This is a genomic window from Streptomyces sp. NPDC059917, from assembly GCF_042730635.1.
Taxonomy (GTDB): Bacteria; Actinomycetota; Actinomycetes; order Streptomycetales; family Streptomycetaceae; genus Streptomyces.
The window spans coordinates 4389-30728 of record NZ_JBHWLC010000050.1 but is presented as its reverse complement, the minus strand read 5'-3'; the positions used below and the strand labels follow the sequence as shown (position 1 = coordinate 30728).

Annotated in this window: 20 protein-coding genes; 10 read left to right on the top strand and 10 right to left on the bottom strand. The window is 74.3% G+C overall.

From position 1 onward, the window contains the following. Positions 1 to 54 precede the first annotated feature (54 nt). Both ACFWAR_RS26055 and ACFWAR_RS26050 read right to left on the bottom strand, forming a co-directional pair. A complete protein-coding gene (locus ACFWAR_RS26055; RefSeq protein ID WP_385781672.1) occupies positions 55 to 642 on the bottom strand; it encodes an RICIN domain-containing protein in 588 nt (195 codons plus the stop codon). Positions 643 to 737: 95 nt separating this feature from the next. After that, positions 738 to 1148, bottom strand: a complete 411-nt coding sequence (locus tag ACFWAR_RS26050; RefSeq protein ID WP_385781669.1) for an organic hydroperoxide resistance protein — start codon at positions 1146 to 1148, stop codon at positions 738 to 740. Between the two features lie 137 nt (positions 1149 to 1285). Between ACFWAR_RS26050 and ACFWAR_RS26045 the strand changes: the two genes are divergently transcribed. After that, the gene (locus tag ACFWAR_RS26045) at positions 1286 to 1792 is read left to right on the top strand and encodes a MarR family winged helix-turn-helix transcriptional regulator (RefSeq protein ID WP_385781667.1); all 507 of its coding nucleotides are present in this window, start codon (positions 1286 to 1288) and stop codon (positions 1790 to 1792) included. 126 nt (positions 1793 to 1918) lie between these two features. On the opposite strand, the gene ACFWAR_RS26040 is transcribed toward ACFWAR_RS26045, so the two are convergent. The 3 genes from ACFWAR_RS26040 to ACFWAR_RS26030 form a co-directional block, all read right to left on the bottom strand. Beyond that, positions 1919 to 2452 carry a heme-degrading domain-containing protein gene (locus ACFWAR_RS26040; protein ID WP_385781664.1) on the bottom strand — a complete coding sequence of 178 codons (534 nt, stop codon included), beginning with the start codon at positions 2450 to 2452 and terminating at the stop codon, positions 1919 to 1921. A gap of 85 nt (positions 2453 to 2537) precedes the next feature. Next, complete coding sequence (locus ACFWAR_RS26035) at positions 2538 to 2840, bottom strand: hypothetical protein (protein WP_385781661.1); 303 nt, start codon at positions 2838 to 2840, stop codon at positions 2538 to 2540. A 79-nt stretch (positions 2841 to 2919) separates the two neighbouring features. Next, positions 2920 to 3738: a class I SAM-dependent methyltransferase gene (locus tag ACFWAR_RS26030; RefSeq protein WP_385781658.1), complete on the bottom strand. Its 819-nt coding sequence runs from the start codon at positions 3736 to 3738 to the stop codon at positions 2920 to 2922. 417 nt (positions 3739 to 4155) lie between these two features. On the opposite strand from ACFWAR_RS26030, the gene ACFWAR_RS26025 reads away from it, so the two are divergent. The 3 genes from ACFWAR_RS26025 to ACFWAR_RS26015 all read left to right on the top strand — a co-directional run bounded on the left by ACFWAR_RS26025 (position 4156) and on the right by ACFWAR_RS26015 (position 6258). Continuing rightward, positions 4156 to 4731 carry a hypothetical protein gene (locus ACFWAR_RS26025; RefSeq protein ID WP_385781655.1) on the top strand — a complete coding sequence of 192 codons (576 nt, stop codon included), beginning with the start codon at positions 4156 to 4158 and terminating at the stop codon, positions 4729 to 4731. A 211-nt stretch (positions 4732 to 4942) separates the two neighbouring features. Next, positions 4943 to 5824, top strand: a complete 882-nt coding sequence (locus ACFWAR_RS26020) for an MEDS domain-containing protein (protein ID WP_385781652.1) — start codon at positions 4943 to 4945, stop codon at positions 5822 to 5824. Then, a complete protein-coding gene (locus ACFWAR_RS26015) occupies positions 5821 to 6258 on the top strand; it encodes an ATP-binding protein (protein WP_385781650.1) in 438 nt (145 codons plus the stop codon). Before ACFWAR_RS26020 ends, ACFWAR_RS26015 begins: the two co-directional genes overlap by 4 nt. A gap of 279 nt (positions 6259 to 6537) precedes the next feature. Here ACFWAR_RS26015 and ACFWAR_RS26010 read toward each other — a convergent pair whose 3' ends face one another. The 3 genes from ACFWAR_RS26010 to ACFWAR_RS26000 form a co-directional block, all read right to left on the bottom strand. Then, positions 6538 to 7425 (bottom strand): YihY/virulence factor BrkB family protein, encoded by an 888-nt coding sequence (locus ACFWAR_RS26010; RefSeq protein WP_385781647.1) that lies wholly within the window; start codon positions 7423 to 7425, stop codon positions 6538 to 6540. Positions 7426 to 7621: 196 nt separating this feature from the next. Next, positions 7622 to 8851: a sensor histidine kinase gene (locus ACFWAR_RS26005; protein WP_385781645.1), complete on the bottom strand. Its 1230-nt coding sequence runs from the start codon at positions 8849 to 8851 to the stop codon at positions 7622 to 7624. Further along, positions 8848 to 9504 (bottom strand): response regulator transcription factor, encoded by a 657-nt coding sequence (locus ACFWAR_RS26000; protein WP_385781642.1) that lies wholly within the window; start codon positions 9502 to 9504, stop codon positions 8848 to 8850. The genes ACFWAR_RS26005 and ACFWAR_RS26000 overlap by 4 nt, the downstream gene beginning before the upstream one ends. A 170-nt stretch (positions 9505 to 9674) precedes the next feature. On the opposite strand from ACFWAR_RS26000, the gene ACFWAR_RS25995 reads away from it, so the two are divergent. The 6 genes from ACFWAR_RS25995 (at position 9675) to ACFWAR_RS25970 (ending at position 15950) form a co-directional block, all read left to right on the top strand. Further along, the gene (locus ACFWAR_RS25995; RefSeq protein WP_385781639.1) at positions 9675 to 10265 is read left to right on the top strand and encodes a hypothetical protein; all 591 of its coding nucleotides are present in this window, start codon (positions 9675 to 9677) and stop codon (positions 10263 to 10265) included. 2 nt (positions 10266 to 10267) lie between these two features. Continuing rightward, positions 10268 to 11434, top strand: a complete 1167-nt coding sequence (locus tag ACFWAR_RS25990) for a peptidoglycan-binding protein (protein ID WP_385781636.1) — start codon at positions 10268 to 10270, stop codon at positions 11432 to 11434. Then, positions 11431 to 12159, top strand: a complete 729-nt coding sequence (locus ACFWAR_RS25985) for an ABC transporter ATP-binding protein (RefSeq protein WP_385781633.1) — start codon at positions 11431 to 11433, stop codon at positions 12157 to 12159. The genes ACFWAR_RS25990 and ACFWAR_RS25985 overlap by 4 nt, the downstream gene beginning before the upstream one ends. After that, the gene (locus ACFWAR_RS25980) at positions 12156 to 13418 is read left to right on the top strand and encodes an ABC transporter permease (protein ID WP_385781631.1); all 1263 of its coding nucleotides are present in this window, start codon (positions 12156 to 12158) and stop codon (positions 13416 to 13418) included. The genes ACFWAR_RS25985 and ACFWAR_RS25980 overlap by 4 nt, the downstream gene beginning before the upstream one ends. 205 nt (positions 13419 to 13623) lie before the next feature. After that, on the top strand, positions 13624 to 14877 hold the full coding sequence (locus ACFWAR_RS25975; protein WP_385781628.1) for a cytochrome P450: 1254 nt from the start codon (positions 13624 to 13626) through the stop codon (positions 14875 to 14877). Positions 14878 to 14903: 26 nt separating this feature from the next. Continuing rightward, a complete protein-coding gene (locus tag ACFWAR_RS25970) occupies positions 14904 to 15950 on the top strand; it encodes an amidohydrolase family protein (protein WP_385781625.1) in 1047 nt (348 codons plus the stop codon). 100 nt (positions 15951 to 16050) lie between these two features. Here ACFWAR_RS25970 and ACFWAR_RS25965 read toward each other — a convergent pair whose 3' ends face one another. Together ACFWAR_RS25965 and ACFWAR_RS25960 are read right to left on the bottom strand one after the other, a co-directional pair. Continuing rightward, positions 16051 to 17571 (bottom strand): DHA2 family efflux MFS transporter permease subunit, encoded by a 1521-nt coding sequence (locus tag ACFWAR_RS25965; RefSeq protein WP_385781622.1) that lies wholly within the window; start codon positions 17569 to 17571, stop codon positions 16051 to 16053. 152 nt (positions 17572 to 17723) lie between these two features. Beyond that, a complete protein-coding gene (locus ACFWAR_RS25960; RefSeq protein ID WP_385781619.1) occupies positions 17724 to 26162 on the bottom strand; it encodes a type I polyketide synthase in 8439 nt (2812 codons plus the stop codon). Positions 26163 to 26340: the final 178 nt, after the last annotated feature.

The following is a 26340-nucleotide window of genomic DNA, read 5'->3' as shown; positions in this document are numbered from 1 at the left end:
GCCGACAGCCCACCACGGCCCGTCGGGTGGACGGGCCGTGGTGGGCGACGGACCTCAGCCCAGCTGGTCGTAGTCGAACTGGCGGTCGTACAGCGGCGCCCAGACCTCGGGCCAGGGAGTGGTGGTGCTCCCGCACGCGCCCAGGACCACGGGCGAGCGCCGACCCGTGTCGCGAATGCACTGGCCGGTGCTCGCCTCGACGAGCTCCCAGCGGTTCGGATAGGCCTCCGTACCGCGGTAGTTCCAGGTGAACGTCGCGCAGCCCCAGCCGTTGGTCAGGACCAGCGGGGTGCCGGGTGCGGTGCCGCCCTGGGTGCCCAGGCAGTAGGTCCCGAAGGCCCCGACGGTGAAGGTCCCGCCGCCCGTGCGCTGGAAGGTGAAGCGCTGGTGGAGCGCGTTCTTGCAGTCGAAGGTCTGGATGACCGCGCCCGCCTGCGGCGCCCCGCCGCCGCGGATGTCCAGGCACTTCCAGCTGACGGCGGCCCGTAGCTCGTAGATCGCCGCGTTGTGGAAGTTCGTCGTGTAGGTGATTCCGGGGTTCTCCGCCGCCTGCGCGGGAGACGTCGGCAGTAGCAGGGCCAGCAGCGCCATCAGGGCGGCCGCGACGGCGTGCCGGCCGAAGCGGGTCGACTGTCGGGTCACGCGTTCTCTCCTGTTCCGAGTACGTCCTTGACCCGACGAAGCTAACGAGACCGGCCGGACGCCCGGTACCCGCCCATTCAGGGGGGTACCGCGGGCTACTCGATCACGAGTTCCACGGGGATGTTGCCGCGGGTGGCCTTCGAGTAGGGGCAGACCTCGTGGGCCTGCTTGACGAGCAGGGCGCCCGTCTCGCCGGCGAGGGCTTCCGGCAGCTCGATGCGCAGGGTCACGGCGAGGCCGAAGCCCGTGGCGTCCTGGCCGATGGAGGCCTCCGCGGTGACCGACACGTCGCCGGTGTCGACCTTGGCCTGGCGGCCGACCAGGCCGAGCGCGCTGGCGAAGCAGGCGGCGTAACCGGCGGCGAAGAGCTGCTCGGGGTTGGTGCCCTGGCCGTTGCCGCCCAGCGCCGGAGGCATGGCGAGCGCCAGGTCGATCTGACCGTCGGAGCTGACGGCGCGGCCCTCACGGCCGTTGGCGGTGGCGACAGCGGTGTACAGCGCGTCCATCGGGGTTCCTCTCGGAGGGGTGAACCTGTGCGGCCGGGGTCCGGCTCGCTCCACCAATGAAGCACACAATTGAAACGAACACAACTAAGCTGTGCACAACTCAATTGCTGACAAGTGTCTCGAGTACACTGGTTCCCATGACCGAGCAGCAGCGCGCCCCCCTCCCCGACCAGGACTTCCTCCGGCTGGACGGACAGATCTGCTTCGCGCTGGGCGCGGCGAACCGCGCCTTCGGCGGGCTGTACCGCGTCGTCCTCAAGGACCTGGGCCTGACCTACCCGCAGTACCTGGTGATGCTGGTGCTCTGGGAGCACGGCGAGATGCCGGTGAAGCAGCTCGGACAGCACCTGCGCCTCGACTCGGGCACGCTGTCACCGCTGCTCAAGCGCCTGGAGGCGGCCGGTCTGATCCACCGCGAGCGCAGCACCGAGGACGAGCGCTCGGTGCACGCGGTCCTCACCGCGCAGGGCGCCGCGCTGCGGGCCCGCGCGGTGGAGGTGCCCCGCCGGATCGCGCGGGCGACGGGATTCGAGCTGGAGGAGATCCGCGACCTCCAGACGCGGCTGAGCCGCCTCACCGAAGCCCTCGACCTCGCCACCGCCGACGAGAGCGCCCGGGACGGCGGCGCCCCCCGCGACCGGTGACGGACAGGCCCCGACCACCGGCCGGGACGACACCGGCGCCGCGCGTACCGGCGCCGCGGGGCCGCCCCTCCCCGGCGGGGCATCGTGGTGGTCTCGACCAGGGCCCGGCGCGGGTCGCGTCGGGCGTCAGCCCCGGAAGCGTTCCAGGGCCTCCACGATCAGCGCGTGGTCCTCGAGCTGCGGGAGCCCCGACACCGTCACGGAACCGATGACGCCCGCGCCCTCGACAGCGATCGGGAACGAGCCGCCGTGCGCGGCGTATTCGGCGGGGTCGAGCCGTGCGTCGGTGTCGAAGTTCCGGCCGCGCGAGCGGAACCGGGTACCGGTCAGCAGCGAGGAGACGCCGAACCGCTCCACGGTACGGCGCTTGCGATCGGCCCAGGCGTCGTTGTCGGCGCTGGCCCCGGGCAGTGCGCAGTGGAACATCTGCTGGGCCCCGCGCCGGATGTCGATCACCACGGGCGCGGACCTGTCACGGGCCAGTGATACGAGGAGGTTGCCGAGCGCCCAGGCGTCGTCATGGGTGAAGCGGGGCAGGACGAGGCGGGCCTCCTGCGCCTCCAGCGCTGCCACGTCTGCGGCGCCGGCGGGCAGGGTGACCGGCACGGCCGGGGTGGACGCGGGTGCGGATGCGGACGCGGGGGTCTCCTGGGCAGTCATGCGCCTACTTTGGCAACAGCGTTGCCAAAGCGCAAATGGCCCGGGAGCCCACTCCCCCGCGGGCCCGCATCGTCCGGCGCGGGGGTCAGGGCGCGTCGCCGGAGTAGTGCAAGCGGCACACCACCCCCGGGCCGACCGCTGGACGCGGCTCGCCGGGGCGCGGGTCGTAGAACGCCCGGCCGCCGGGCCACCGCGACAGCTCCGTGGGCAGAGCGACGCCCTCGTCGATCTCCTCCGGCCGCCGCCCCGTGATGTCGAGCAACAGTCCGTCCAGGGGCCCGCCGACGAGGACCGCGTACCTCCGGTGCGGCAGCGGGCCGGGGTCGGGGTCGTCGTGGTCGCGGCCGTACACCCGGCCCCGCATCAGCTGCTCGTCATCGGCGTTCATACGGCCAGCTTTCCAGCCACCACTGACAGCGCGTGCCCGGCTCGAACGGGTCGCCCACCCGGCCCGGCCGGGTGGCGGGTCAGCGGCCGGTGGCGGCCTTGACCGCTCTCGTGGCGAAGTAGCCGGAGAGCCAGCCGGCGGTGGCGTCCGAGTGGTGCGGTGCCTCGGCGAAACCGGTGAGGGCGAAGCCCGCCGCCATCTGGCCGCCAAGCTGCTCGGTGAGCGTGTGGCCGTACTCCAGCGGTGCGTCGAGGCCCCAGAGCCGTTCCCGCTCGGCGGGCTCCAGGTGGGTGAGGTCGCTGTAGGGCAGGCGGTGGCGCACCACCAGCTCGCCGCGCGCCTCCAGGGGCTCGGCGTCGAAGAGGTAGACGTCCGGGTTGAGGAAGCCGGACAACAGCGTTCCGCCCGGGCGCAGCACACGGTGGCACTCGCGCCAGACCGGCGCCGTTTCCGGGATGAACAGGTTGGATACCGGGTGGAAGACCAGGTCGAACGAGGCATCCGGGAAGGCGCTCAGGTCGCGCGCGTCGCCGAGCACGGTGCGCAGGTCGAGCCCTTCGCGCGCCGCGACCATCTCGTCCTGCGCCAGCTGGCGGGGCGAGTTGTCGAAGACGGTCACCCGCGCGCCCGCCGCGGCCAACACCGGACCCTGCTGCCCGCCGCCGGAGGCGAGGCAGAGCACGTCGCTACCGGCGAGGTCCGACGGGAACCAGGTCGGGTCGACCGGCTCGTGCCCGATGAGGACGACGGACCACTGTCCGGCCCGTGCCTTCGCGATCACCTCGGGACCGACCGGGCGGGACCACTCGTTGCCCGCCTCCGCCTCGCGGTCCCAGGCAAGGCGGTTGTGCGCGACGGGGTCGACGGGGTCGACGGGGTCGACGGAAGTCTGGCTCATGCACCACACCCTAGGCTCGCCGTTGCCCGGCGTCCTCCCAATTCACCGGCCGTGCCAGGGGCCAGGGCCTGATCCTGTGGGCAGGGTTGCCGCAGCGTCGAAGCCGATGAGCAGCAGATGGAGATCCAGTTCCGGCACAACTGCTGGAAGCACGACGAAGACCTGGTCATCCGCTACACAAGTGTCTCCGGCTCTGCCGTGATCTCGTCGCGACCTGGACCGCGGCTGACTGCCCCGACTCATAGACCGGCGGGTCCCTCGCTCGCCGAGGTCGAACGGCACGCGGGCGGGGAACGAACCGGCGGGACGCGTCGGCCGTTCGGCGGCCGGGTCGGGCCGAACGGCCGTTGCGCATCGGCCTCGGACGGGGCTATTCCAGAAGGGACCCATGAACTCTTCAGGAAAAGGTGCACGGTCATGTCGGTACGGTTGATGGGCGCCTACCTGCTCGCGCTGCTGCTCACGGTCGCGGGCCTGGCCGTCGCGGTGGCCCGGTGGTCCCTGATCGCGGGCTTCTCGGCCTTCACGGACTACGCCGCCCTCGGCCTCGTGTGCACGGCCGTCTTCGCGGGCGGCGCCGTGGCGGCCCTGCTGTGGATCCGGCGCCGCACCCCGCGTCGAACGCTCCGGTTCCTGGGCGGCGGCCTCGTCTGGGTCCTGGCCTGCGCCCTGACCGCGGCATCGCTCTTCACCTGGGCGAGCAGCGACGTCCGGGGCCGCTACAACCGTTCCCTCGGCGGCGCGGGCCGCTGCCTCGCGGGTACCCCGTACGCCGGTTCGCACGTCACCATCGCGTCCCTGCCCGACATCGAGGCCAAGAAGGCCACCGCCACGCAGCCGGCGCAGGCCGAGAGCCGAGGCCGGTTCGCCGTCCGCCCGGACGGCGAACCGCGCGACCTGCAGCTCGTCCTGAGCGCGCCCACCAAGTCCGATGCCCCCACCCCCGACGACGCCCGCACCCGGGCGATCCTCGCCCAGTACGGCTGCCGCTGATCGTCCCGGAGCAGCGCCCTTGGCGGCGAACGTACGCACTGCGGAGCGGAAAGCACGTGCGAACAGGAAGCGCCACAGAGGTTCAACCTTCATCCAAAACTGGACTGATGGCCCCTGTCTCCCCCACGAGCCGTACCGTCGCTTCCTTCATCGCGCCCACGTCGTTCCGGCACGGGACGGCGGGGCGGATCGCACGGAGGGAGGGGGGACCATGGCCGTTCCTGTGGGCGCTCACACCTTGTCGGTGGAGCAGATGGGCCTGGGGGATCACGCTTTCGCGCACTACGCGGACGACGAGGTGCGCTGGGGGGTGCTGGGGGTCTTCGCGGTGCTCGGGCTGGCCCGCAACGAGAAGGTCGTCGTCATGGCCGACCCGGACGTGCCGCACGACGAGGTGGTCCGGCGGATGTTCCCGGACGAGCGGCCCGTGCGGGCGCTGGAGCGCGGCCAGCTGCGGCTCACGAGCATGCGGGAACTGATCGGTCCGCACCGCAGGTTCACCGCCGAGCGGCAGCTGGGCCGGTTGCGCGAAGAGACCTCAAGGGCCCGGGACGAGGGCTACGCGGGCCTGCGCTCGGTCATCGACATGGCGTGGGTGGCGGACCTCGACATGGACGTCGAGGGCGTCATGCACCGGGAGACGCACGCGCAAGCCCTGTTCGCCGACCGCTCGTACGCGGAGATCTGCACCTACGACCGCCGCCGCTTCTCCGCCGACACCGTGGAGGCCATGCGCGTGGGCCATCCGGTGGCGCTGCTGGAGCGTCCCGGGGATCTGGGCGCCTTCCACTTCGACCACGGGGTGCGGATGGTGGGCGAAGCGGACTGGTCGACGCGCGCGCCGTGGAGCGCGGCCCTGGGCACCGCGCTGGAGGGGGCCGGAGCGGGCCGTCCGCTGCTCCTGGACCTCACCCCGGTCTCCTTCCTCTCGGTGACGTGCGCCGCGGACCTCCTGCGCCGGTTACGCCGCGCCGAGCACGGGTCGCGGGTGGAGGTCCGCTGCTCGGCCTTCCACGCGGGTCTGCTCCGCCGGCTCGGCGCGCTCGCGGTGGACGGCCTCCACCTGGTCGGGAACGAAGGAGCTCTGGGATGACCCGGTTGCCGGCTTCGGCGTCGGCTTCGGCCTCGGCGGGCGAGGAACTGGTGTGGGAGACCCGCTTCCACGCCGCCGACCTGGGAAAACTACGCCTGCGGATCGACGGGCTCGCCCTGGACGCCGGGCTCCCCCGGCCGCGCCGGGACGCGTTCGTCCTGGCCGTGCACGAGGTGACGTGCAACGCGGTGCGGCACGGCGGTGGGTCCGGCACGCTCAGGCTCTACCGGGGCCCGGACGCCCTGCGCTGCCAGGTCACCGACGAAGGTCCGGGTTTCGCCCCGGGCAGCGTCCCCCACGCGCTGCCCGACCCGGGCAGCGCCGAGGGCGGACGCGGTCTCTGGCTGGTGCGCGAGTTCACCGACGGCATGGAGATCGCCGGAGGCGACACCGGCGCCGAGGTCACCTGCGTCATGCGGCTCGCCGACCGGTAGCCCCTTCCGGGCCTGCGGGCCGCCGGGCCTGCGGGCGCTCCGAGCGGACCCCGGCGCTCGCCGCCCTACGCCCGCCGCCCGGCACGACACCGCCCCGGCGGATTCGGCGGGAACGGAGGGTTCTTGTCCGGTGCGGGGCTGCTCGGCGGACGCCCCGGCGGAGGCGACGACGCAGGACGGGCCGGCGGCCGACGGGCCGAAATCGTCATGCCCTCCACCGTAGCGACCGCCCGGACCCGACCCGCCCGAAACCGCGGAAGCACCGACCCGGACTGTACTTCAGACGTGCTCGCCGGAGTCCTTGTGGAGTTGGGCGGTGAACTGGGCGCCTGCCAGCAGGGCGAGGTTGGACAGCCAGAGCCAGATCAGGAAGACGACGATCCCGGCCAGGGATCCGTACAGGTGGTTGTAGGTGGACACCAGGGAGGTGTAGAGGGCGAATCCGGCAGAGACGATCAGCCACAGGGTCGCGGCCAACGCCCCTCCGGGCAGGCTGTGGTGGCGGGTCCGGGACGACGGCGGTCCCGTGTGGAAGACGACGACCACCAGGAGGGTGACCAGGGTCAGCAGCAGGGGCCAGCGGGCGAGGCTCCAGACGAATGGAACGCCGCCGTCGAGGTGGAGCAGGTGCCCCAGGGCCTTGGCGACGGGACCGCTCACGATCAGGATGAGGGCGCACACGCCGAGCAGCAGGAGCAGGGACAGCGCGGTGGCGACGATGCGGTGGGCCTTGCGCCAGGGTGAACGGCGGTCCGGAACACGGTGCATGCGGTGCAGCGCCCGGCGGAAGACGGCCAGGTAGCTGCAGGAGGACCAGAGCGCGCTGACGGCGCCGCCGACGAGCAGGGTCCACGCGGCCGACCGCCCGTCGAGCGTGCGGGTGAGAAGGTCGTGCAGTTCGGTCCCGGACTGCCCGGGAGCGTAGTGGGTGACGCGCGCGATGAGTTGTTCCGCGGTCCCGGGATCGATGAGGCCGAAGGCGAGGACGGTCACGAGCAGGGTCGGCAGGATCGCCAGGATGGCGTAGTAGGTGAGGGCCGCCGCGTAGTCGCTGATGTCGTCGCGCCACATGACGAGCGGGGTGCGGCGCAGGGCGGCCCACCAGGTCCGGGTGGTACCGGGGGTGGCGGCGCGGTCGGGGGCGAGGGGGCCGGCGTCAGCGGACACGCGGTATCCGGTGGCTGCGGTGGCTCATGTGCACTCGGGTCTCGATCTCGTACGGGACGGTCTCCGCTTCCGCCTCGGGGGCGGTGTGGGGAGCGGGGAGCGGGAAGTGGCGTGGGGGTCCGGCCACACGTTCACGCGCAAGCTTAGGTCGTCTCTTTCGGATCTCGTCGACCCGGCAGGATCCGAAAAGGACCACCTAGGTGCGGGCCGGCAGGAGGACCCGCACGGTGAGGCCCCCGTCCGCGTGCGCGGTGGCCACGACCTCGCCGTGATGCGTGTCGGTGATCGCCCGGACCACCGCCAGCCCGAGTCCGAAGCCGCTGCCGCGCTCCCGCCCCTGGTGGAACGGCGTGAACAGGGCGGGAACCTCCTCCGGTGTCAGGACGGGGCCGGTGTTGGCGACCCGCAGGAACGCCGTGTCGCCCGCGACGCCGGTCGTGATCGCGGCCGTGCCGCCCCGGTGGTTGTGGCGCACCGCGTTGGCCAGGAGGTTGAGCGCGACCTGTCGCAGCAGTGCGGGGTCGCCCTCGACCGGTGCGGGCGCCGCATCGAGCGTGACGTGGATGCCTGCGGTGCGGGCCTCGTCGGCCAGGTCGTGGAGCGCGGCCCGGGCGGCGTCCGCCAGGTCGACCGGACGCGGTGTCGACGTGGCGCTCTCGCCGCGCGCCAGGGTCAGCAGGGCCGCGATCAGGCGCTCGGTGCGCGCGCCCGCGTCCAGCGCGCGCTGGACGGCGGGGCGCAGGTCGTCCGGGACCCGCCCCTGGGCCAAGGGGATCTCCAACGCGATGCGTTGCACGGTCAAGGGGGTGCGCAGTTCGTGTGACGCGTGGGCGGTGAAGCGGCGTTGGGCGGTGAAGCTCCGGTCGAGTCGGTCGAGCATGGCGTCGAAGGTGTCGCCGAGTTCGCGGATCTCGTCGTGCGGGCCGTCCAGCGCGAGCCGCTCGCCGAGGCTGCTGTCGGCGCTGATCCGTCGGGCGGCCGCGGTCACTTGGTGGAGGCGGGCCAGTGAGCGACGGCTCGCCCACCACGCCAACAGGGCGGCCAGCCCGGTGAAGACGGTGAGCAGCAGCAGGGAGCGGGTCAGCAGGTCGTCCAGCATGGCGTCCTGGAAGTGGTCGAAGGCCACGGACGGGGTCGTCGGGAGGGCCTCGGTGACGGCCGGTGGTGTTCCGGTGGGCGCCAGCGGTTCCGGGACCAGGACCGGGACCGGGGGGCCCACGGTGTCGATCGCCCGCGTGATGAGGTCGCGGTTGGCCTCGATGACCTGGCGCGAGCTGAGCCAGTTCAGTGCCAGCACCCCGCAGCCGAGGACCGCGAAGAGGGCGGTCGTCACCAGCGTCAGCCGGCCGCGCAGCGGCAGGTGGTCGGAGGTGAGCCGGGACAGGAAGCGGCGCGGCCGAGGGGGCGGGCGACGGAAGCGGCTCACAGGCGGTAGCCGTAACCGGCGTCGTGGACGATCAGCGGCGGATCGCCGATCTTGCGGCGCAGCGAGTGCAGGGTGACCCGGACCGCGGTGGTGGCCGGGTCGAGTGCCGGGTCCCACAAGCGGTCCCGCAGTTCTTCGGTGGTGACCGGGGCGCCGTCCGCGGCCAGGAGCAGTTCCAGGACTCCCAGTTCCCTCGGGGTCAGTTTCAGCGGGCGGCCGTCGCGTTCGGCGACCCGGCGCACGGTGTCCAGGCTGATGCCGCGCCGACTGCGCACGACGGGGGTGCGGTTCCCGCTGGAGCGGCGGCCGAGCGCGCGCAGCCGGGCGACGAGTTCGAGGTAGGAGAACGGCTTGGCCATGTAGTCGTCGGCCCCCTGGCCGAGGCCTTCCACGAGGTCGGACAGCGTGTCCGCGGCGGTGAGCATCAGGATCCCGGCCGGATGGCCCATGGTGGTCAGCGCCCGGCACACGGCGTCGCCGTCCAGCCCGGGCAGGTCCCGGTCGAGGATCACGACGTCGTAGTCGGCGTCGGCGGTCCGCCGCAGTGCCTCCAGTCCGTCGTGGGCGACGTCACAGAGCATGCCCTCGCCGCGCAGCCCCTCGGCGAGCATCTCGGCCAGCTCCCGCTCGTCCTCGACGATCAGCACCCTCATCGTGTCCTGCTCCACTCGCCCGTGCCGTCGCGTCGATACCCGCGTCGGCGCCGGAGACCAGCCTGCCCACTGGTGCGTTAGCCAGCGGTTAGGCGCGCGATCACCGGTGGCTAACGGCGCCCGCCGTAGAACTTGGGAGGTCATCAGGAACGCACAGAGGAGTGTGGGACATGCGAAGCCCTTCCGTGACACGCGGCCGGTCCGTACGAGCCGTACGAGCCGTACGAGCCGTACGAGCCGTACGAGGGGTGGTGGCCGTGGGCGCCGCCGTGGCGGTGCTGGCCCTCGCCGGCTGTTCGTCCGAGGAGGTGCCCGAGGTCGCCGGGGCCGCCGGGGCGGGCCGCGGCGAGGGCAAGCCGCAGGACGACAACGCGGTCCGCAAGGCCTGGGTGGACTGCATGCGCAAGCAGGGTCAGACGGGCGTCGAGCAGGACAAGGACGGCAACATCACCTTCCCGGCCGCGGCTGCCGGAAGTGCCGACACGGGCGCGGCCGGTTTCGAGACGGCCGGCCGGTTGTGCGACGAGAAGGTGCCGGGCATCCACCAGGCCCAGCAGGCCAACAAGGAGAAGTTCGTCGAGATGGCCCGCAAGTGGGTCGCGTGCGCGCGGAAGAACGGCTACTCCGACATGCCCGACCCGGATCCCAAGGAGGGGACCCTCCTCGTCCCGCGCGCCGTGTTCGACGGGGCCAAGTGGGATGCCGCCGTGCGGGCCTGCGAAGCGCGGTTCCCGCTGCCCGGCTACCGGATCGGAGAGTGAGCGTGACCCGCGCCACGGAGCCCTCGGAACCCGCGGAGCCCGCCACGGCCTTCGAGGACGTGCGTGATCCGGCGCGCGTGCGCGGGAGAAGGCGCGGCCGGATCGTCGTCCCCCTGCTGGTGGTCGCCGTGGTGGCCGGAGCCGGGGCGGCCGCCGTCGCGCGCCCGTGGGAATCCGACGGCGGCGCCGCCGAGAAGTCGGCCGTCCCGTACGACCTGGTGGCGGTGGAACGGGGTTCGCTGTCCAGCAGCATCCAGCTCGCCGGCTCGCTCGTGTACGACGCCCCGACCCCGGTCGTCCCGTCCGGCAAGGGCACCCTCACCTGGCTGCCCGCCGTCGGCGCCGTCGTCAGGGCCGGCCAGAAGCTCTACGAGGCCGACGGACAGCCGGTGGTGCTGCTGACCGGCGAGCGCCCGATGTGGCGCGACCTGGGACCGGGCGTTCCCGACGGCCCCGACATCGAGCAGCTCGAGCGGAACCTGATCAAGCTCGGCCACGCCAAGGGGCTCGGCCTGAGCGCCGATCAGAAGTTCACGCCGGTCACCGCCATCGCCGTGAAGCGCTGGCAGAAGTCGCTGGGGGCGGCGGAGACCGGCATGGTGACGCTGGGCAGCGTCACCATGCTGGCGCAGGAGTCCGTACGCGTGCAGCAGGTCACCGCGCAGCTCGGCGCGGCCGCGAGCGGCGCCTCGGTCATGACCGTGACCCGCACCGCTCTCGTGGTCACGGTGCAGCCCGCCGACAACCAGATCTCCCGGTTCAAGCCGGACGGGCGGGCCCGGGTCAAGCTGGCCGACGGAACCACCGTCGAGGGGAGGATCCGTTCGCTGATCCGCGGCTCCGGCAACGGCGGGGACGACAAGCCGGGCGGCGCGGGGGACGGTGCGAGTCCCCGGACCACGGTCACGGTCGTGCTGGACGGCCAGGAGCAGGCGCAGCGGGCGGGGCCGTCCCCGGTGACCGTCAACGTGGTGGGCGACACCGCCGACGACGCGCTCATCGTCCCGGTCACCGCGTTGCTCGCGCTGGACGGCGGCGGCTACGGGGTACGGGTCGCCGACGGCCCCACGCCCCGGCTGGTCAAGGTCCGGCTCGGTCTGATCGCCGACGCCAGGGCGCAGATAACCGGCGACGTGAAGCCCGGCGCCCAGGTGGTGATCCCCAAGTGACCTCTCTCCCCTCGGCGCCCACCGCCCCCGTCCTGGAGCTGTCCGGCGTCGTCAAGGAGTACCCGGGCACGCCTCCCCCGCGCATCCTGCACGGCATCGACCTCACCGTCGAAGCGGGCGAGCTCCTCGCCGTCGTCGGCCCGTCCGGCTCCGGCAAGTCCACCCTCCTCGCGCTGCTCGGCTCGCTCGACCGGCCCACCTCGGGCCGGCTGCGCTTCGAGGGCCGCGACCTGGCCGGCCTGTCCGACCCCGACCTCGCCGCGCTGCGGGCCCGCCGCATCGGTTTCGTGTTCCAGCAGTTCTTCCTGCTCCCCGGACTCACCACGATCGAGAACGTCGCGACCGGGCTGCTGTACGGCGGAGCGTCGATCTCCGAGCGGCGTACGAGGGCGACCGAAGCCCTGCGCTCCGTGGGGCTCGGGCACCGGCTGGGCCACCACCCCGACCAGCTCTCGGGCGGCGAGAAGCAGCGCGTCGCGATCGCCCGCGCGCTGATCGGCCGCCCGGCGCTGCTGCTCGCCGACGAGCCCACGGGCGCCCTGGACAGCGTCTCGGGCACGGCCGTCGTCGACCTGCTGCGCACCCTCCACTCCGACGGCACCACGGTCGTGGTCATCACCCACGATCGGGAACTGGCCGCCTCGTTCCCCCGCCGGATCGGCATCCAGGACGGTCGCATCGCGTTCGACGAACGCCTTCCGCGGCACGCCGGGGCGGGCCGATGAGGACCCCATCGACGCGGACCGACCTCGACACCGGCGCGGACGGGGCCGATCCGGTGAGGAGCGGACGGCGCGGGCGCCCGCGCCGCACCCGGCTGCGCCCCATGGACCTGCTGCGCCTGGGCATGATCGGGCCGCGCACCCGCAAGACGCGGACCGCGCTGTCCGCGCTCGGCATCGCGCTGGGCATCGCCGCCGCCGTCGCGGTCACCGGTATCTCCCACTCCAACCAGGAACACCTGCTGGCACGACTGGACGAACTCGGTTCCAACCTGATCACCGTCGCCCCGGGCAAGGGGCCGGACCAGCAGCCGGTGCCGCTCCCGGTCACCGCGGAGAAGATGCTCTCCGCCATCGGGCCCGTGCGGCAGACCACCGCGACCGGGGCCACCACGGCCAACGTGTACCGCAACGACCTGGTGCCCAGGGAACAGACCGGCAGCATCACCGTGCTGGCCGCACGGCTCAACCTGCTCGACGTGCTGCGCGCCACCCTGCGCAGCGGGCAGTGGCTCGACGCGGCGAGCGAGAGGCTGCCGGTGACCGTCCTGGGCGACCGGAGCGCGCAGCGCCTCGGCGTCACCGGACCGGGCGAACGGGTGTGGCTGGGCGGGCAGTGGTACCGGGTCGCCGGGATCCTCGCCCCGAACGAACTCGCCCCCGAACTGGGCACCGCGGCCCTGGTCGGCTGGCCGCAGGCGGTCGGCCACCTCGGAGCCGACGGCACCGCCGCCACCGTCTACCTGCGCTCGTACGCCGAACGCGTCCCGCAGGTGCAGGACGTGGCGGCGGCCAGCGCGAACCCCGGCAACCCGACCGTGGTCGCGGTCAGCCGGCCCTCCGACCTCCTCGCCGCCCGCGCCGAGGCGAAGAGCACCCTCACCGGGCTCGTCCTCGCGCTGGCCGGTGTGGCGCTGCTGGTGGGCGGCGTCGGCATCGCCAACACCATGGTCGTCGGCGTGATGGAACGCCGCGGCGAGATCGGACTGCGCCGCGCCCTGGGGGCCCGGGGCGGCCAGATCGCGGCGCAGTTCCTGCTGGAGGCCGTGCTGATGGGCTTCATCGGCGGAACGGGCGGGCTGCTCCTCGGCGGTCTGACCGTGTACGCCTACGCCCTGGTCCAGGGCTGGCCGGTGGCCATCCCGCTCTACACGCTGCTCGCCGGGCCCGCGGTGTCGGTGGTCGTGGCCGCGCTCGCGGGGATCTACCCCGCGCTGCGGGCCGCGGACGCCTCCCCCACCGACGCGCTGCGCTCGGCGTGACGACGGGCGGCCGCATCGGGCCGCGGGGCCAGGGGGTGCCACGAACGAACCAAGGACCGTTTCGCGAACGGTGCGCACGGGGAACCGGTGTACCCAGTCCACAGGACGCCCCAGTCCACAGGACACCTATGCGCTGCCACGGAGGACGCGGAAGATGACGCAGGGGAATGTCGTACCGAACGGTGAGCGAGCGTTGCAGGACCTCGTGTCAGCCGTGTCCAAGGGGGCTCCGGAGTTCCGCGAGTGCCCGTACCCGGTCTACGCCGCCCTGCGCGCGCAGGACCCGGTGTGCCGGCTGACGCCCGCGCACGGGGTGGAGACCTATCTCATCACCCGTTACGACGATGCCCGTGACGCCCTGTCGGACCCCCGCTTCAGCAAGGACATGCGGGGGGCCATGGACATCTACCACGCGGTGTTCGGCAGCTTCTTCGACGCGCTGGACGACAACGTCCTCTTCGCGGACCCGCCGCGGCACACGCGGCTGCGCCGCGTCCTGCGGCGGGCCTTCACCCCCGGGCGGGTGGAGGCCATGCGGCCGAGGATCACGGAGATCACCGAGGAACTCCTGCGGGAGTGCCGCAGGCGCAACCGGGTGGACCTCATGTCCGCCCTGGCGTTCCCCCTTCCGGTCGCGGTGCTGTGCGAGCTGATGGGCATCCGGGAAGCCGACCGTCCGGACATCCTGGAGCAGTTCGGCGTGGTGACGCGGTCCCGGTTCAACCCCGCGTTGAAGGCCGAGCTGAAGGCGGCCGAGGAGTGGCTGCAACGGCGCTTGGGAGAGCTGGTGTCCCACGCGCGGCTGCATCCGTCGGACTGCTTCCTCAGCGACCTCATCACCGCGGAGGACGGGCTCGACGACGGGGAGCTGGTCGCGTCGATGTGGGTCCTGTTCTTCGCGGGTCACAAGACCACGGCGTTCCAGATCGGCAACGCCATCCTCGGGCTGCTGGCCCACCCGGATCAGCTGGACCTGCTGCGTCGGGATCCGTCGCTGATCCCCGACGCCGTCGAGGAGCTCGTGCGGTTCGACGGCTCGGTGGAGACGTCGACGTTCCGGTACGCCACCGAGGACGCGGACATCGCGGGCACCGTGATCCCCCGGGGCGCCCTCGTCCAGATCGCCCTGAACTCGGCCAACCGCGACCACGAGAGGTTCGAGGCGGCCGACGTCCTGGACGTGACGCGCGGGGGGATCCGGGGGACGCAGCTCGGCTTCGGGCACGGAACGCACTACTGCCTGGGAGCCCCGCTGGCGCGGCTCGAACTCGACATCGCGCTCGGCTGCCTGCTCCGGGAGTTCCCGGAGATGGAGCTGGCGGAGGGCGAGGAGAGCGGGGGCGCGTGGCTCAAGGGCCCCGTCGCGGCGTTCCGCGGGCTCGAACGGCTCCTGGTGGTCCTGGAGCCCGAGCGGCATGCCGAGGACCTCGCGATGGCGCCCACGGTCTCCGTCAAGTAGCCGAACCCGAAGGGCGTTGGACTGCCATGCACAAGAGCGGGAACCCATCGGGGCCGCACGTGGAGGAACACCCGGCGGCGGGGGACGCGGCGCACCCCGCCCCGGTACGGGGTCACGGGCTCCAGCCGAAGATCGACGTGCACCACCACTTCTGCGCACCGGAATGGCGGGAGTGGGCCGTGCAGCACGAGCTGATCGCACCGGGGCAGCTGCCCCGGTGGGCGTACCTCGGCGCCGAGGACGCGATCGGCTTCATGGACCGCGCGGGGATCGGGACGGCCGTCCTCAAGCCGATGCTGCCGGCGCGCTACCGTTCGTCGGCGCAGTTGCGCGAGGCCATCACCATCACCTTGCGTTCGGTGATGGAGGTGGTGCGGGCGCACCCGACGCGGTTCGCCTTCTACGTCCCGCTGTTCCTGGACGACCTCGAAGCCTCCTCGTGGGCCGTGCGCCGCGGGCTCGGCCAACTCGGCGCCGTCGGCGTGAACGTGACGGCCAACTACGGGGGCGTGTACCTCGGCGATCCCGCGTACGACCCGATCTTCGCCGAGCTGAACGAGTTCTCGGCGGTGGTGGACACCCATCCGCACCATCTTCCGGGCGGTCGGCCCGGCACGATGGCCGTGCCGGGCATCCCCGACTTCCTGTGCGACTTCCTGCTGGACACCACGCGCGCCGCCGTCAACATGATCAGCAAGAAGACCCTGGACCGTTTCCCCGACCTCTCCGTGATCCTGCCGCACGCCGGCGGGTTCCTCCCGTACATCGCCCCTCGGCTGGAGGCGCTCGGACGGTTCTGCGACCCCCCGGTCGACCCGGCGTCCGTCCGCCATCACCTGCGCCGCTTCTACTACGACACGGCCGGGCCCATGGCCCCGGCCGCGACCCTCCTCGCCCATGTGCCCGCCGACCACGTCCTCTTCGGCACCGACTGGCCGGCCGCGCCGCCGGACACGGTCATGGACCTGGCGCTCCCCGCGCTGGAGGCGGACCCGGCCTTCACTCCCGAGCAACTGGGCGGGATCTACCGCGAGAACGCCCTGCGCCTGATGCCGCAGTTGGCCACGGTCTGACCGCCCGCCGGTCGGCCTGCCGACCGGCGGGTACCGGACCGAGCCCCGCGCCTCCGACGGGCGCGGGGCTCGGCTCGTACGGGCTACGGGTACGGACCGGTCACCGCGGCCCGCCCGGAGCGGGCCCGGGGCCGCCCGGGCCGGGGCCCGCCGGATCGGGGCGGCCGGGCAGGAGGAGGGAGCCCAGGGCCGCGCAGGCGGTGAAGAGCGCCGCCACGAGGAAGGCGTGCCCGTAGCCCGCGGTGAGGGCCCGCGCCCCCGGGCTGGAGCCGCCCCCCGCGGTGTGCGAGGCGATGGTGGCGAGGATCGCGAGGCCGAGCGCGCCGCCGACCTGGCGGGACGTGTTGACCAGCCCCGAGGCCAGTCCGGCCTCGCGGCGTTCCACTCCGGCGGTGGCGGCGGCGGTGACCGGCAGCATCGCCAGTCCCAGACCGAGGGCGCAGAGCGCGAAGGGCGCGGCCACGCCGGTGACGAAGGAGCCGCCGACGGTGATGCCCGACAGCCACAGGAAGCCGAAGGTGCTCAGGCCCATGCCGGTGACCAGCAGGGGCCGCGGGCCGGTGCGCCGGACGAGGTGGGTGGAGATGCGGGCCCCGATGACGACCGCGAGGCAGCTGGGCAGGAAGTACAGGCCCGTCCGCAGGGCGCTGCAGCCGAGCACCTGCTGCATGTAGAGGGAGAGCAGGAACCACATCGCGAACATCGCGGAGCCCAGGCCGATCATGACCAGGTTGGCGATGGCCAGGGTGCGGCGGCGCAGCACGCCGAGGGGAACCAGCGGGGCGGCGACCTTCGACTCGATGACCACGAAGGCGGCCAGGAGCACGAGGCCGACCGCGAGGGCGGCCCAGACGTGGGGGGAGGTCCAGGACGAACTCGCCGTGGAGATGATGCCGTAGACCAGGGCGGTCAGGCCGACCGTGACCGTGAGCGCGCCGGGCAGGTCCAAGCGGCCCAGCCCGCCGCGACCTCCGTGCCCGGCGGGCGCGGCGGGTCCGGCCGGTCCGGCGGATGCGGCGGGCGCGTGGAGGAGCGCCGCGGTCAGGATCGCGATCCCGATGGGAATGTTGACGTAGAAGACCCAGCGCCAGCTGCTGTACTCGGTCAGCAGCCCGCCGATCACCGAACCGGCCGCGCCGCCGACGCCGTTGACCGAGCTCCAGGCGCCCATCGCGCGGGCGCGGGCGCGGGGTTCGGTGAAGGTGGTCATGATCAGCGTCAGGGTGGCGGGGGCGAGGACCGCGCCCCCGATGCCCTGGACCGCTCGGGCCGCGATCAGCGTCGCACCGTTGTCGGCCAGCCCGCAGGCGAGCGACGCGACGGTGAAGGTGGAGAGGCCCGCCAGGAAGGTGCGGCGGGCGCCGACCAGGTCGGCGGCCCGGCCGCCCAGGAGCAGCAGCCCGGCGAAGGCCAGGGTGTAGGCGTTGACGATCCACTGCTGCCCGGCCGCGCTCAGGCCGAGGGACGCCTTCATGTCGGGGAGTGCCATGTTCACGATCGCGACGTCCAGCACGACCATGAACTGGGCCGAACAGGCGATCACCAGGACCATTCCCGTCCACGCGGCGCCGCGCGCGGGGGGTGGCGGTTCGGTCCTGAGTTCGGGCGGAGCGTTCGACATGGGGATCCTCAGGGGCAGGGGACGGATTCGGATCGACTGCGAATTCCATGGGATCCCTGCCCCTGTGCGCGACCGGCGTCACGGGCGAGCGGGCAACCGGGTGATGGCTGCGGGAGGGGCCGCGCGGCCCCGGAAGCGGCGGTGGGCCGTGGTCACGGGTGGGGCAGGGCGGCCAGCCATTGGTGGACGGTGTGGGCGGTGGAGCGGGCGTGGCCCTCCAGGAGGGTGAAGTGGTCCCCGGGGACCGTGGTTTCGGTGTGGGGCAGCGGCCATGCGGGGGCCGGATCCGTGCCGGGCAGCGGTGCCCCGGCCCGGACGAAGAGGGTCGGGGCGGCCGGCCGCGCGGGGCGCCAGCCGGAGAACAGGGCGAAGTACGCGGCCATGGCCGTGAGCCGGTCGGGGTCGGTGGAGGCGAACTCGGCGGCCCGGCGCAGCATGTCGGACGTCATCGCGGAGAGGGCCTCGTCGGCTTCGGCGCGGGCGGCGGGATAGGTGTCCAGCAGGACGACGGCGGCCGGGGCCTCCCCCTCCGTCGCCAACCGTTCCGCCACGGCCTGGGCCGCCCAGCCGCCCGCGGAACGCCCGAGGAGCACGAACGGCGCGCCGTTCGCGGCGGCCCGGACGGCGGCTGCGTGGGCCGTGACCAAGGCGTCCAGGGTGGCCGGCAGACGCTCCGGCCGCTGGAATCCGGGGTGCGGCAGGGCCGTGACCGGTCGCAGTCCGTGTAGCCCCCGGGCCAGCCGGGCGTACTCCTGCGGCCCGGAGAGCGCGCTCAGCGCCGGGAAGCAGAGCACCGGCAGTCCCGTTCCGCCGTGGGCCAGCTCGATGGCCGGCGGAGCCGCCGTCAGCGCCTCGGCGCGGTCGAAGGAGGGGCGCAGACGTGCGGTGATCGTCAGCAACCCCATCGCGTCCACGGTCCGTCCCCGCGCGCAGGCCGCGCGGACCAGCCCGCCCAGGGAGTCCGGCAGCTCCTCCTCGGACACCGGCCCGTCGCCCGCAGGGGCAGCGGCGGCGTGCGCATCCGTGGTCCGGGTGCGCTCGGGGGGCGGTGGGGCGTACCGCTGCGCCAGATGGGTGGCGACCGCCCGGGGGCTCGGGAAGTCGAAGAGCAGGGTGGCCGGGAGCGCGGTACCGGTCGCGGTCGCGAGGCGGTTGCGCAGCTCGACGGCGGCCAGGGAATCGAGCCCCAGGTCCGCCAGCAGGTCGTCCGGGTCGATCGCCCCGTCGTCCCCCGTGTGCCCGAGCACCTCGGCCGCCTGGGCCCGGACCTCGTCGAGCAGCAGGTCGACGCGCCGGCGCGGCGGCGCGGCGGCGAGGCGCCGGATCAGGGCGGAGGGTGGCGTGGTGGGCCGGACCGCCGTGCCGGTGGGCGGCGTACGGGGGGTGCGCGGGGCGTCGGGCGTGCCCGGGCGGGCGGCGGCCACGCGTCCCGGATCGAGGCGGGCCGCCACCGGGGCCGGGTCGGCGCCGCGCACGGCCTCGTCGAAGAGGGCGAGGCCCTCCTGCGGCGCGAGCGGGGCGAATCCGCCACGGGCCATCCGGGACAGGTCCCGTTCCGTCAGGTGCGCCATCATGCCGCCGCTCTGCCGCCAGGGGCCCCAGGCGATCGAGGTGCCCGCCAGGGCGAGCCCGCTCCGGTGCCGGGCCAGGGCGTCCAGGACGCAGTTGGCCGCCGCGTAACCGGCCTGCCCGGCGGAACCGATGGCACCGGCCACGGAGGAGAAGAGGACGAACAGCGCGAGGTCGCGGCCCGCGGTCAACTCGTGCAGCGCGAGGGCGGCGTCCGCTTTGGGCCGCAGCACGCGGTCGAGCCGGTCGCCGTCGAACGCCACGACGATGCCGTCGTCCAGGACGCCCGCCGTGTGCACCACCCCGGTCAGCGGGTGCGCCGCCGGTACGTCGTCGAGCAGCGCGGCCAGTGCCCGCCGGTCGGCGACGTCACACGCCCGCACCGTCACCCGGGCGCCCCGTGCGGCCAGTTCTTCGCACAGCTCCGCCATCCCGGGTGCCGCGGAGCCGCGCCGGGCGGCGAGCAGCAGGTGGCGGACGCCGTGCGCGGCGACCAGGTGGCGCGCCGTCAACATCCCGAGCGAGCCGCTCGCGCCGGTGACCAGGACGGTGCCCCGCGGGTCGAGGTGCCGTCCGGGGACCGCCGCGGCCGTCGGCGCGGGCGTGCGGACGAGTCGCGGAAGGTGGGGCACCCCTCGGCGCACGGCGGTCTCGGGCTCCGCTCCCGACAGGAGCGCGGGCAGCGCGGCGGCGGAGCGGGGGTCGTCGTCCAGATCGATCAGGGTGAAGCGGCCCGGGTTCTCGCGCTGCGCCGAGCGGACCAGTCCCCACACCGCGGCCTGGGCGAGGCCTCGTGCGCCCGCGTCGGTGCCGGTGTCGGTGTCCGGATCCGGCTCCGTGGTGCCCGTGTCGACGGCGCCGGTGGTGACGAGGACCAGGCGGGAGTCGGCCAGGCGGGGTTCCAGCAGCCAGGCCCGCACCAGCTCCAGGGCCCACCGGGCCGTTCGGCGCACCTGCCCGGCCGGGCCGGGGTCGCCGTCACCGCCGGTGGTGGCGCCGGGCGCGGGGCAGGGGGCGACGACGACCGCCGGTGCGTCGGCGACCGCCGCCGCGAGGTCGGGGTACACGGGGACGCCGGAGCCCGCGAGGACCGGGGCGCGCCGCGCTCCGGCATCGGTCAGCAGGCCCCAGGTGGGCACCGGAACGTCCGCGGGCTGCGGTGGCCCGGGGGCCCAGCTCGTCCTGAAGAGCCCCGCGGCAGGCGGTTCGGCCAGGGCGGGATCGGTGGGCGACGCAGACGCGGGGGAAAAGGGCCGCAGGTCGAGTCGGTCGATCGTCGCGACGGGCGCGCCCGTCGCGTCGGACAGCTCCAGCCCGATCCGACCGGCCGACGCCTGCCCTTCGGGGCGGTCCTGCTCCGGTGCCGCGAGCGGCGCCAGGCGCACCCGCAGCCGCCGGGCGCCCGTGGCGTGCAGGCGCACCCCGGTGAAGGAGAACGGCAGGGCGACCGCTTCCGCGCGCGCTTCGGGTCGGGGAGGCTCCTCGTCCTCCCCCGGCGCCCCTTCCCGCGCCGGGAGGAGGGCGGCGAGCGCGACCGTGTGCAGCGCGGCGTCGAGCAGTGCGGGATGCAGGGCGAATTCCGTCGCGCCCGCGCCCGACGCGGGGACGTCGGCGGTCTCGGGCAGGGCCACCTCCGCGTACACCTGCGCGCCGATCCGCCAGGCGGCGCGCAGCCCCTGGAAGGCGGGCCCGTAGTGGAGTCCGGCGCGGGACAGTCGCGCGTACACCCCTGCGGCCGACCGCGCCCCCGAGGGGCCGTCGAGGTCGATCGGGACCGCGCCCGGCGGGGGCCAGGGACGGTCTCCCGGCGGCGCGGTGGACCGTTCCGGAGCCGGGGCCGGGTCCCCTTGCGGTACGAGCGTCCCCGTGGCGTGCCGGAGCCAGGGGCCCGGGTCCGGCGCGGCGCCGCGGGGGCGGGCGTGAACGGTGACGGAACGTCGGCCGGTGGCGTCCGCGCCCGCCACCTTCACCTGGAGTTCGACGCTGCCGTCCGTGGGCAGTGGCAGGGGCGCGGTCAGGGTGAGTTCGTCGAGGACCGGCGCGTCGGCCCGGGCGCCCGCGTACAGGGCCATCTCCACGAAGGCGGCCCCGGGCAGCAGGACGGCGTCGGCCACGACGTGGTCGGCCAGCCAGGGATGGTCGCGGAGGGAGAGGCTCCCCGTCAGCAGCAGGCCTTCGTCGTCCGCCGTGGCGGTCAGGGAGCGGAGGAACGACCTGACCGGGCCGCCCTCCTCGAGGGCCGGGCGGTGGGGCGGATCGGCGTCCAACCAGAAGCGGCGGCGCTGGAACGCGTAGGTGGGCAGGGTGGTGCGTCGTGCGCCGCGCCCCGTGAAGACGGCCCGCCAGTCGACCGGAACGCCGTCCGCGTGGAGCGCGGCCACGGTGTCGAGCAGTGCTCCCGCTTCCGGTCGGTTGCCGCGCAGGGTGGGGAGGACGAGCGGGGCCGGGGTGCGGGGCGTTCGCGGGGACGCCTGCGGATCGGACTCCGACTCCGATGCGGGCTCGGGCGCCGGCGGTGTCGCCTCCGGTGCCGGCTCCGGTGCGGTGAGGCAGGTGCGCGCCAGGGCGGTGAGTACGCCGTCCGGGCCGAGCTCCACGAAGCGGGACGCCCCGCGCTCGCGCAGGTGTGCCAGGGAATCGGCGAAGCGGACCGGTCGGCGCACGTGGTCCACCCAGAACTCCGGTGTGCGCAGCTCCTCTTCCCCTGCCGCGCGGCCCGATACCGCGCTCACCAGGGGAATGTCGGGAGCCGCGAAGGACAATCGACCCACCACCTCGGCGAACTCCGCCAGCATGGGCGTCATGTGGGCCGAGTGGAAGGCGTGGCTCACGCGCAGCGGAGTCGCGGACCGGCCGAGGGCGCGGAACCGGGCGACGGTCTCGCCCACGGCGCCCTCGTCCCCGGACACGACCACCGATGCGGGCCCGTTCACCGCGGCGATCTCCACCACCCCCGCCACCTGGGCCAGATGGGCGGCGACTTCGTCCTCACCGGCCGCCAACGCGGCCATGGCGCCGCCCGGAAGCGCGTCCATCAGCCGGCCCCGGGCCGCCACCAGGGTGCAGGCGTCGGCGAGGGACAGCACCCCGGCGGCGTGTGCCGCGGCCACCTCGCCGATCGAGTGCCCGGCCACCAGGTCGGGCCGCACGCCCCAGGATTCCAGCAGCCGGAACAGGGCCGTCTCCAGGGCGAAGAGCGCCGGTTGCGCGAACCGCGTCGTCCGCAGGAGGTCGCCGTCGCTCCCGCCGGACGGGGTGCCGGCGGCGAACACCACGTCGCGCAGGGGCGTGGGCAGCAGCGGGTCGAACAGGGCACAGCACTCGTCGAAGGACCGCGCGAAGGCGGGGTGCGTCGACCGGCGTCCGTACAGCTCCCTTCCCATTCCGAGGCGTTGGCTCCCCTGCCCGGTGAAGAGGACGGCCAGGGCGCCCCGCGTGCGGCCGGCGCCGGTGTGCGCGCCCGGCCGGTTCCCTCCCTGGGCCAGTGTCCGCAGCGAGGTGAGCAGCTCGGCCCGGTCCCGGGCCACCACCACGGCCCGGTGCTCGAAGGCCGAACGGGTGGTGGCGAGGGAGTACCCGACGTCGGCCTGCGCCGCGTCCGGGTCGGCCTCCAGATGGTCGAGCAGGCGCCCGGCCTGGTCGCGCAGCCCCGGCACGCTCCTGGCCGACAGTACGAACGGCAGGGGCTCGCGCGACGCTCCGGTCGCGGCGCCGGGGTCGGGAGCGGGTACCGGTGCGGGGGGCTCGTGGTGCGGACGGTCCTCGGGCGGGGCCTCTTCGAGGACGACGTGCGCGTTGGTCCCGCTGATGCCGAAGGAGGAGACGCCCGCCCGGCGCGGGCGGTCCGCCGCGGGCCACGGCACGGCCTCCGTCAGCAGGGCCACCCGCCCCGACGGCCAGTCCACGGCGGGGTTGGGCTCGTCGGCGTGCAGGGTGCGCGGCAGCACGCCGTGCGCCATCGCCTGCACCGTCTTGATCACGCCGGCCACTCCGGCGGCGGCCTGGGTGTGGCCGATGTTCGACTTCACCGAGCCGAGCCGGAGCGGGCTGCGGCGCGGCTCCCGTCCGTAGACGGCCAGGAACGCCTCCGCCTCGATGACGTCCCCGAGCCGGGTGCCGGTGCCGTGCGCCTCGACCGCGTCGACGTCCGCGGGCGTCAGCCCGGCGTCGGCCAGGGCCTGGCGGATCACGCGTTGCTGGGCCGGGCCGTGCGGAGCGGTCAGCCCGTTGCTCGCACCGTCCTGGTTCACCGCCGAGCCGCGCACCACGGCCAAGGCCGTGAGCCCCCTGCGGCGCGCCTCGGACAGGCGGCTGAGCAGCAGCATCCCGGCGCCCTCGCCCCAGCCGGTACCGTCGGCGGCCGCCCCGAAGGCCTTGCAGCGGCCGTCCGGGGACAGCGCCCGCTGCCGGCTGAACTCCACGAAGGAGGCGGGTGTGGACATCACCGTCACCCCGCCGACCAGCGCGAGTTCGCATTCGCCCCGGCCCAGTGCCCGGGCCGCCAGGTGCAGGGCGACGAGGGAGGAGGAGCAGGCGGTGTCCACGCTGATGGCGGGCCCTTCCAGGCCGAGGGTGTAGGCGATGCGGCCGGAGGCGACGCTGCCGGCGTTGCCGATGCCGAGGTAGCCCTCCACCTGCGCGGGCGTCACCGCGAAACGGTTCGCGTAGTCGCTGTACATCAGCCCGGCGTACACCCCGGTCGCCGATCCGCGCAGGGTCCTGGGGTCCACCCCGGCCCGTTCGACGGCCTCCCAGGCCACTTCCAGCAGCAGCCGGTGCTGCGGGTCCATCGCCAGCGCCTCGCGGGGCGAGATGCCGAAGAACGCGGGGTCGAAGCGGCCGGCGTCCGCGAGGAATCCGCCCTCGCGGACGTACGTGCGGCCGGGGCGGCCGGGGTCGGGGTCGTAGAGCCCGTCGGTGTCCCAGCCCCGGTCGGCGGGGAACGGGCCGATGGCGTCCGTGCCGTCGGCCACCAACCGCCACAGCTCCTCGGGGGTGCTCACCCCACCGGGATAGCGGCAGGCCATGCCCACGATGACGACCGGATCGTCGCCCGGGTCGGCGCCGAGGTCGCCGGGGCGTCCCGGGCGCGGACGCGGGCGCCGCGCCGTCGCGGCGGTGCCCCGCTCGACCGTGGCGAGGGATCCGAGATGGGCGGCGAGTGCGGCGGCCGTCGGGAAGTCGAAGGCGACGGCCGCCGAGAGCCGGAGCCCGGTGGCCGCGGACAGCCGCTCCCGCAGCGCCGTCGCCGTCAAGGAGTCCATGCCCAGGTCCCGCAGCGCCGTCGCGGGCTCCACCGCCCCGGGCGCGCAGCCCAGGACGTCGGCCGCCGCGCGCACCACCAGGGCCAGCAGGTCCGGCGCGTCCGTCGTGATCGGCTCCGCGTCCACGGCGGGGCGTTCGATCGGCGCCTCGTCGAGCGGGCTCGCGGACAGGTCGGCGAGCGCGTTCCTGCGCACCTTCCCGGAGGCGGTACGGGGGATCTCCGCCACCTCGTACAGCTCGGCGGGGACCTTGACGGCGGACAGCTCCCGGCGGCACGCGGCCAGGATCTCGGCGCGAGCGAAGCCGTCGCCGGACCGCCGGGCCCGCTCGCGGACGAGGTAGCCGACCGGTACCTCGCCGAAGACGGGGTGCGGGCGACCGGCCACGGCGGCGTCCGCGATCCCGGGCAGTCGCCGCAAGACCGCCTCCACCTGCGAGGGGTGGACGTTCACCCCGCCCCGGATGATCAGGTCACCGGCCCGGCCGGTGATCACGAGTTCCCCGTGGGCGTCGACCCGGGCGAGGTCACCGGTACGGAACCACCCGTCGCGCAGCACCTCGGCGGTGGCGTCCGGACTGCCGTGGTAGCCGGTCATCACCCCGGGCCCGGACACCCACAACTCGCCCTCGCCCACCTGCCGTCCGTCCGCGCCACCGCCGACCCGCACCCGGGTTCCGGGCAGGATCCGGCCGCACGACTCGGCCGACACCGGATCGCCCGGCGCCGTCATGGTGACCGGGCCCGCCTCGGTACTGCCGTAGTGCTCCAGGTAGGGGACTCCGCAGCGCTCCTCGAACGAGCGGCGGAACGCCGCCCCCGCCGAGGCCCCGGCGCTGATGCACCCGCGCAGGGAGCTCGTACCCAGGACGCCCCCGCCCGGGGCTGCGCCGTCGCGCACCTCGTCGAGCAGGGCGGCGTACGTGGTCGGCACCCCTCCGAGGAGGGTGTACGGGGCGTCCGTACGGCGCAGTTCGGCGAGTACCTCCCCGACCGCGAACCGGGGCTGGATCGTGGCGCTCGCCCCGATCGCGGTCACTCCGACCACGCAGACCACGTGGCTCATGGCGTGGTGCAGCGGCAGCGGCCACAGCAGCCGGTCGTGCGGGGACATGCCCAGGACTCCGGCGAGTCCGGCGGCCACCGGGGCGAGCCGGTTGCGCTGGGTGAGCAGGACGCCCTTGGGGGCCCCGGAGGAGCCGGAGGTGTAGAGCAGCCAGGCCACCTCGTCCAGTGCGAGGTCGTCCGGCGCCGGGGTCGCCGGATCGGTGCCCACCAGGTCTTCGTAGCGCAGCTCGGCGCGGTCCGGGTGGCCGTGCTCCGCGGCGGCGGCCCCGTCGTCCGGTGGATCGGCGACCAGCACGGTCAGGCCGGGGCGCGCCGCCAGCAGCGGACGCAGCAGGGGCAGCCGGGCGCGCTCGGTGATGATCACGCGGGCGCCGCTGTCGTCCAGGAGGTGGCCCAGCTCCGGGGCGGAGCCGGTGGGGTCCAGCGGCACGCCGACCGCGCCGACCCGGGTGACGGCCAGCAGGCTCTCGACCGCCTCGACCCGGTTGCCGAGCAGGATCGCCGCCCGCTCTCCGCGCGCCAGGCCGAGCCCGACCAGATGTCCGGCCAGGCGCCCGGTCCTGCGTTCCAGATCACGGTAGGTCAGCCGGGTGCGGTGGTCCTCGAAGGCGACCTTCTCCCCCGTGCTCCGGGCGTGCTCGCGCAGCAGCACCGGGATGGGCCTGACGATGTCCTCGTGCGCTGTACCCACGTGATCCTTCACCTGCTCGAAACCCCCCGAGTGGACTCGTGGTTGAGGATGCGGTCACGGACCCAGGGGTTGCCTGCCGCGGCGGCCCCCAGTGGGCCCGGGCGGCAGCCCCCGCAACCGGCGCCCGCGGCCGGGGCCCGCGGCGGCCGGGAGGCCGGCGCCCCCCCCCCGGGCACGA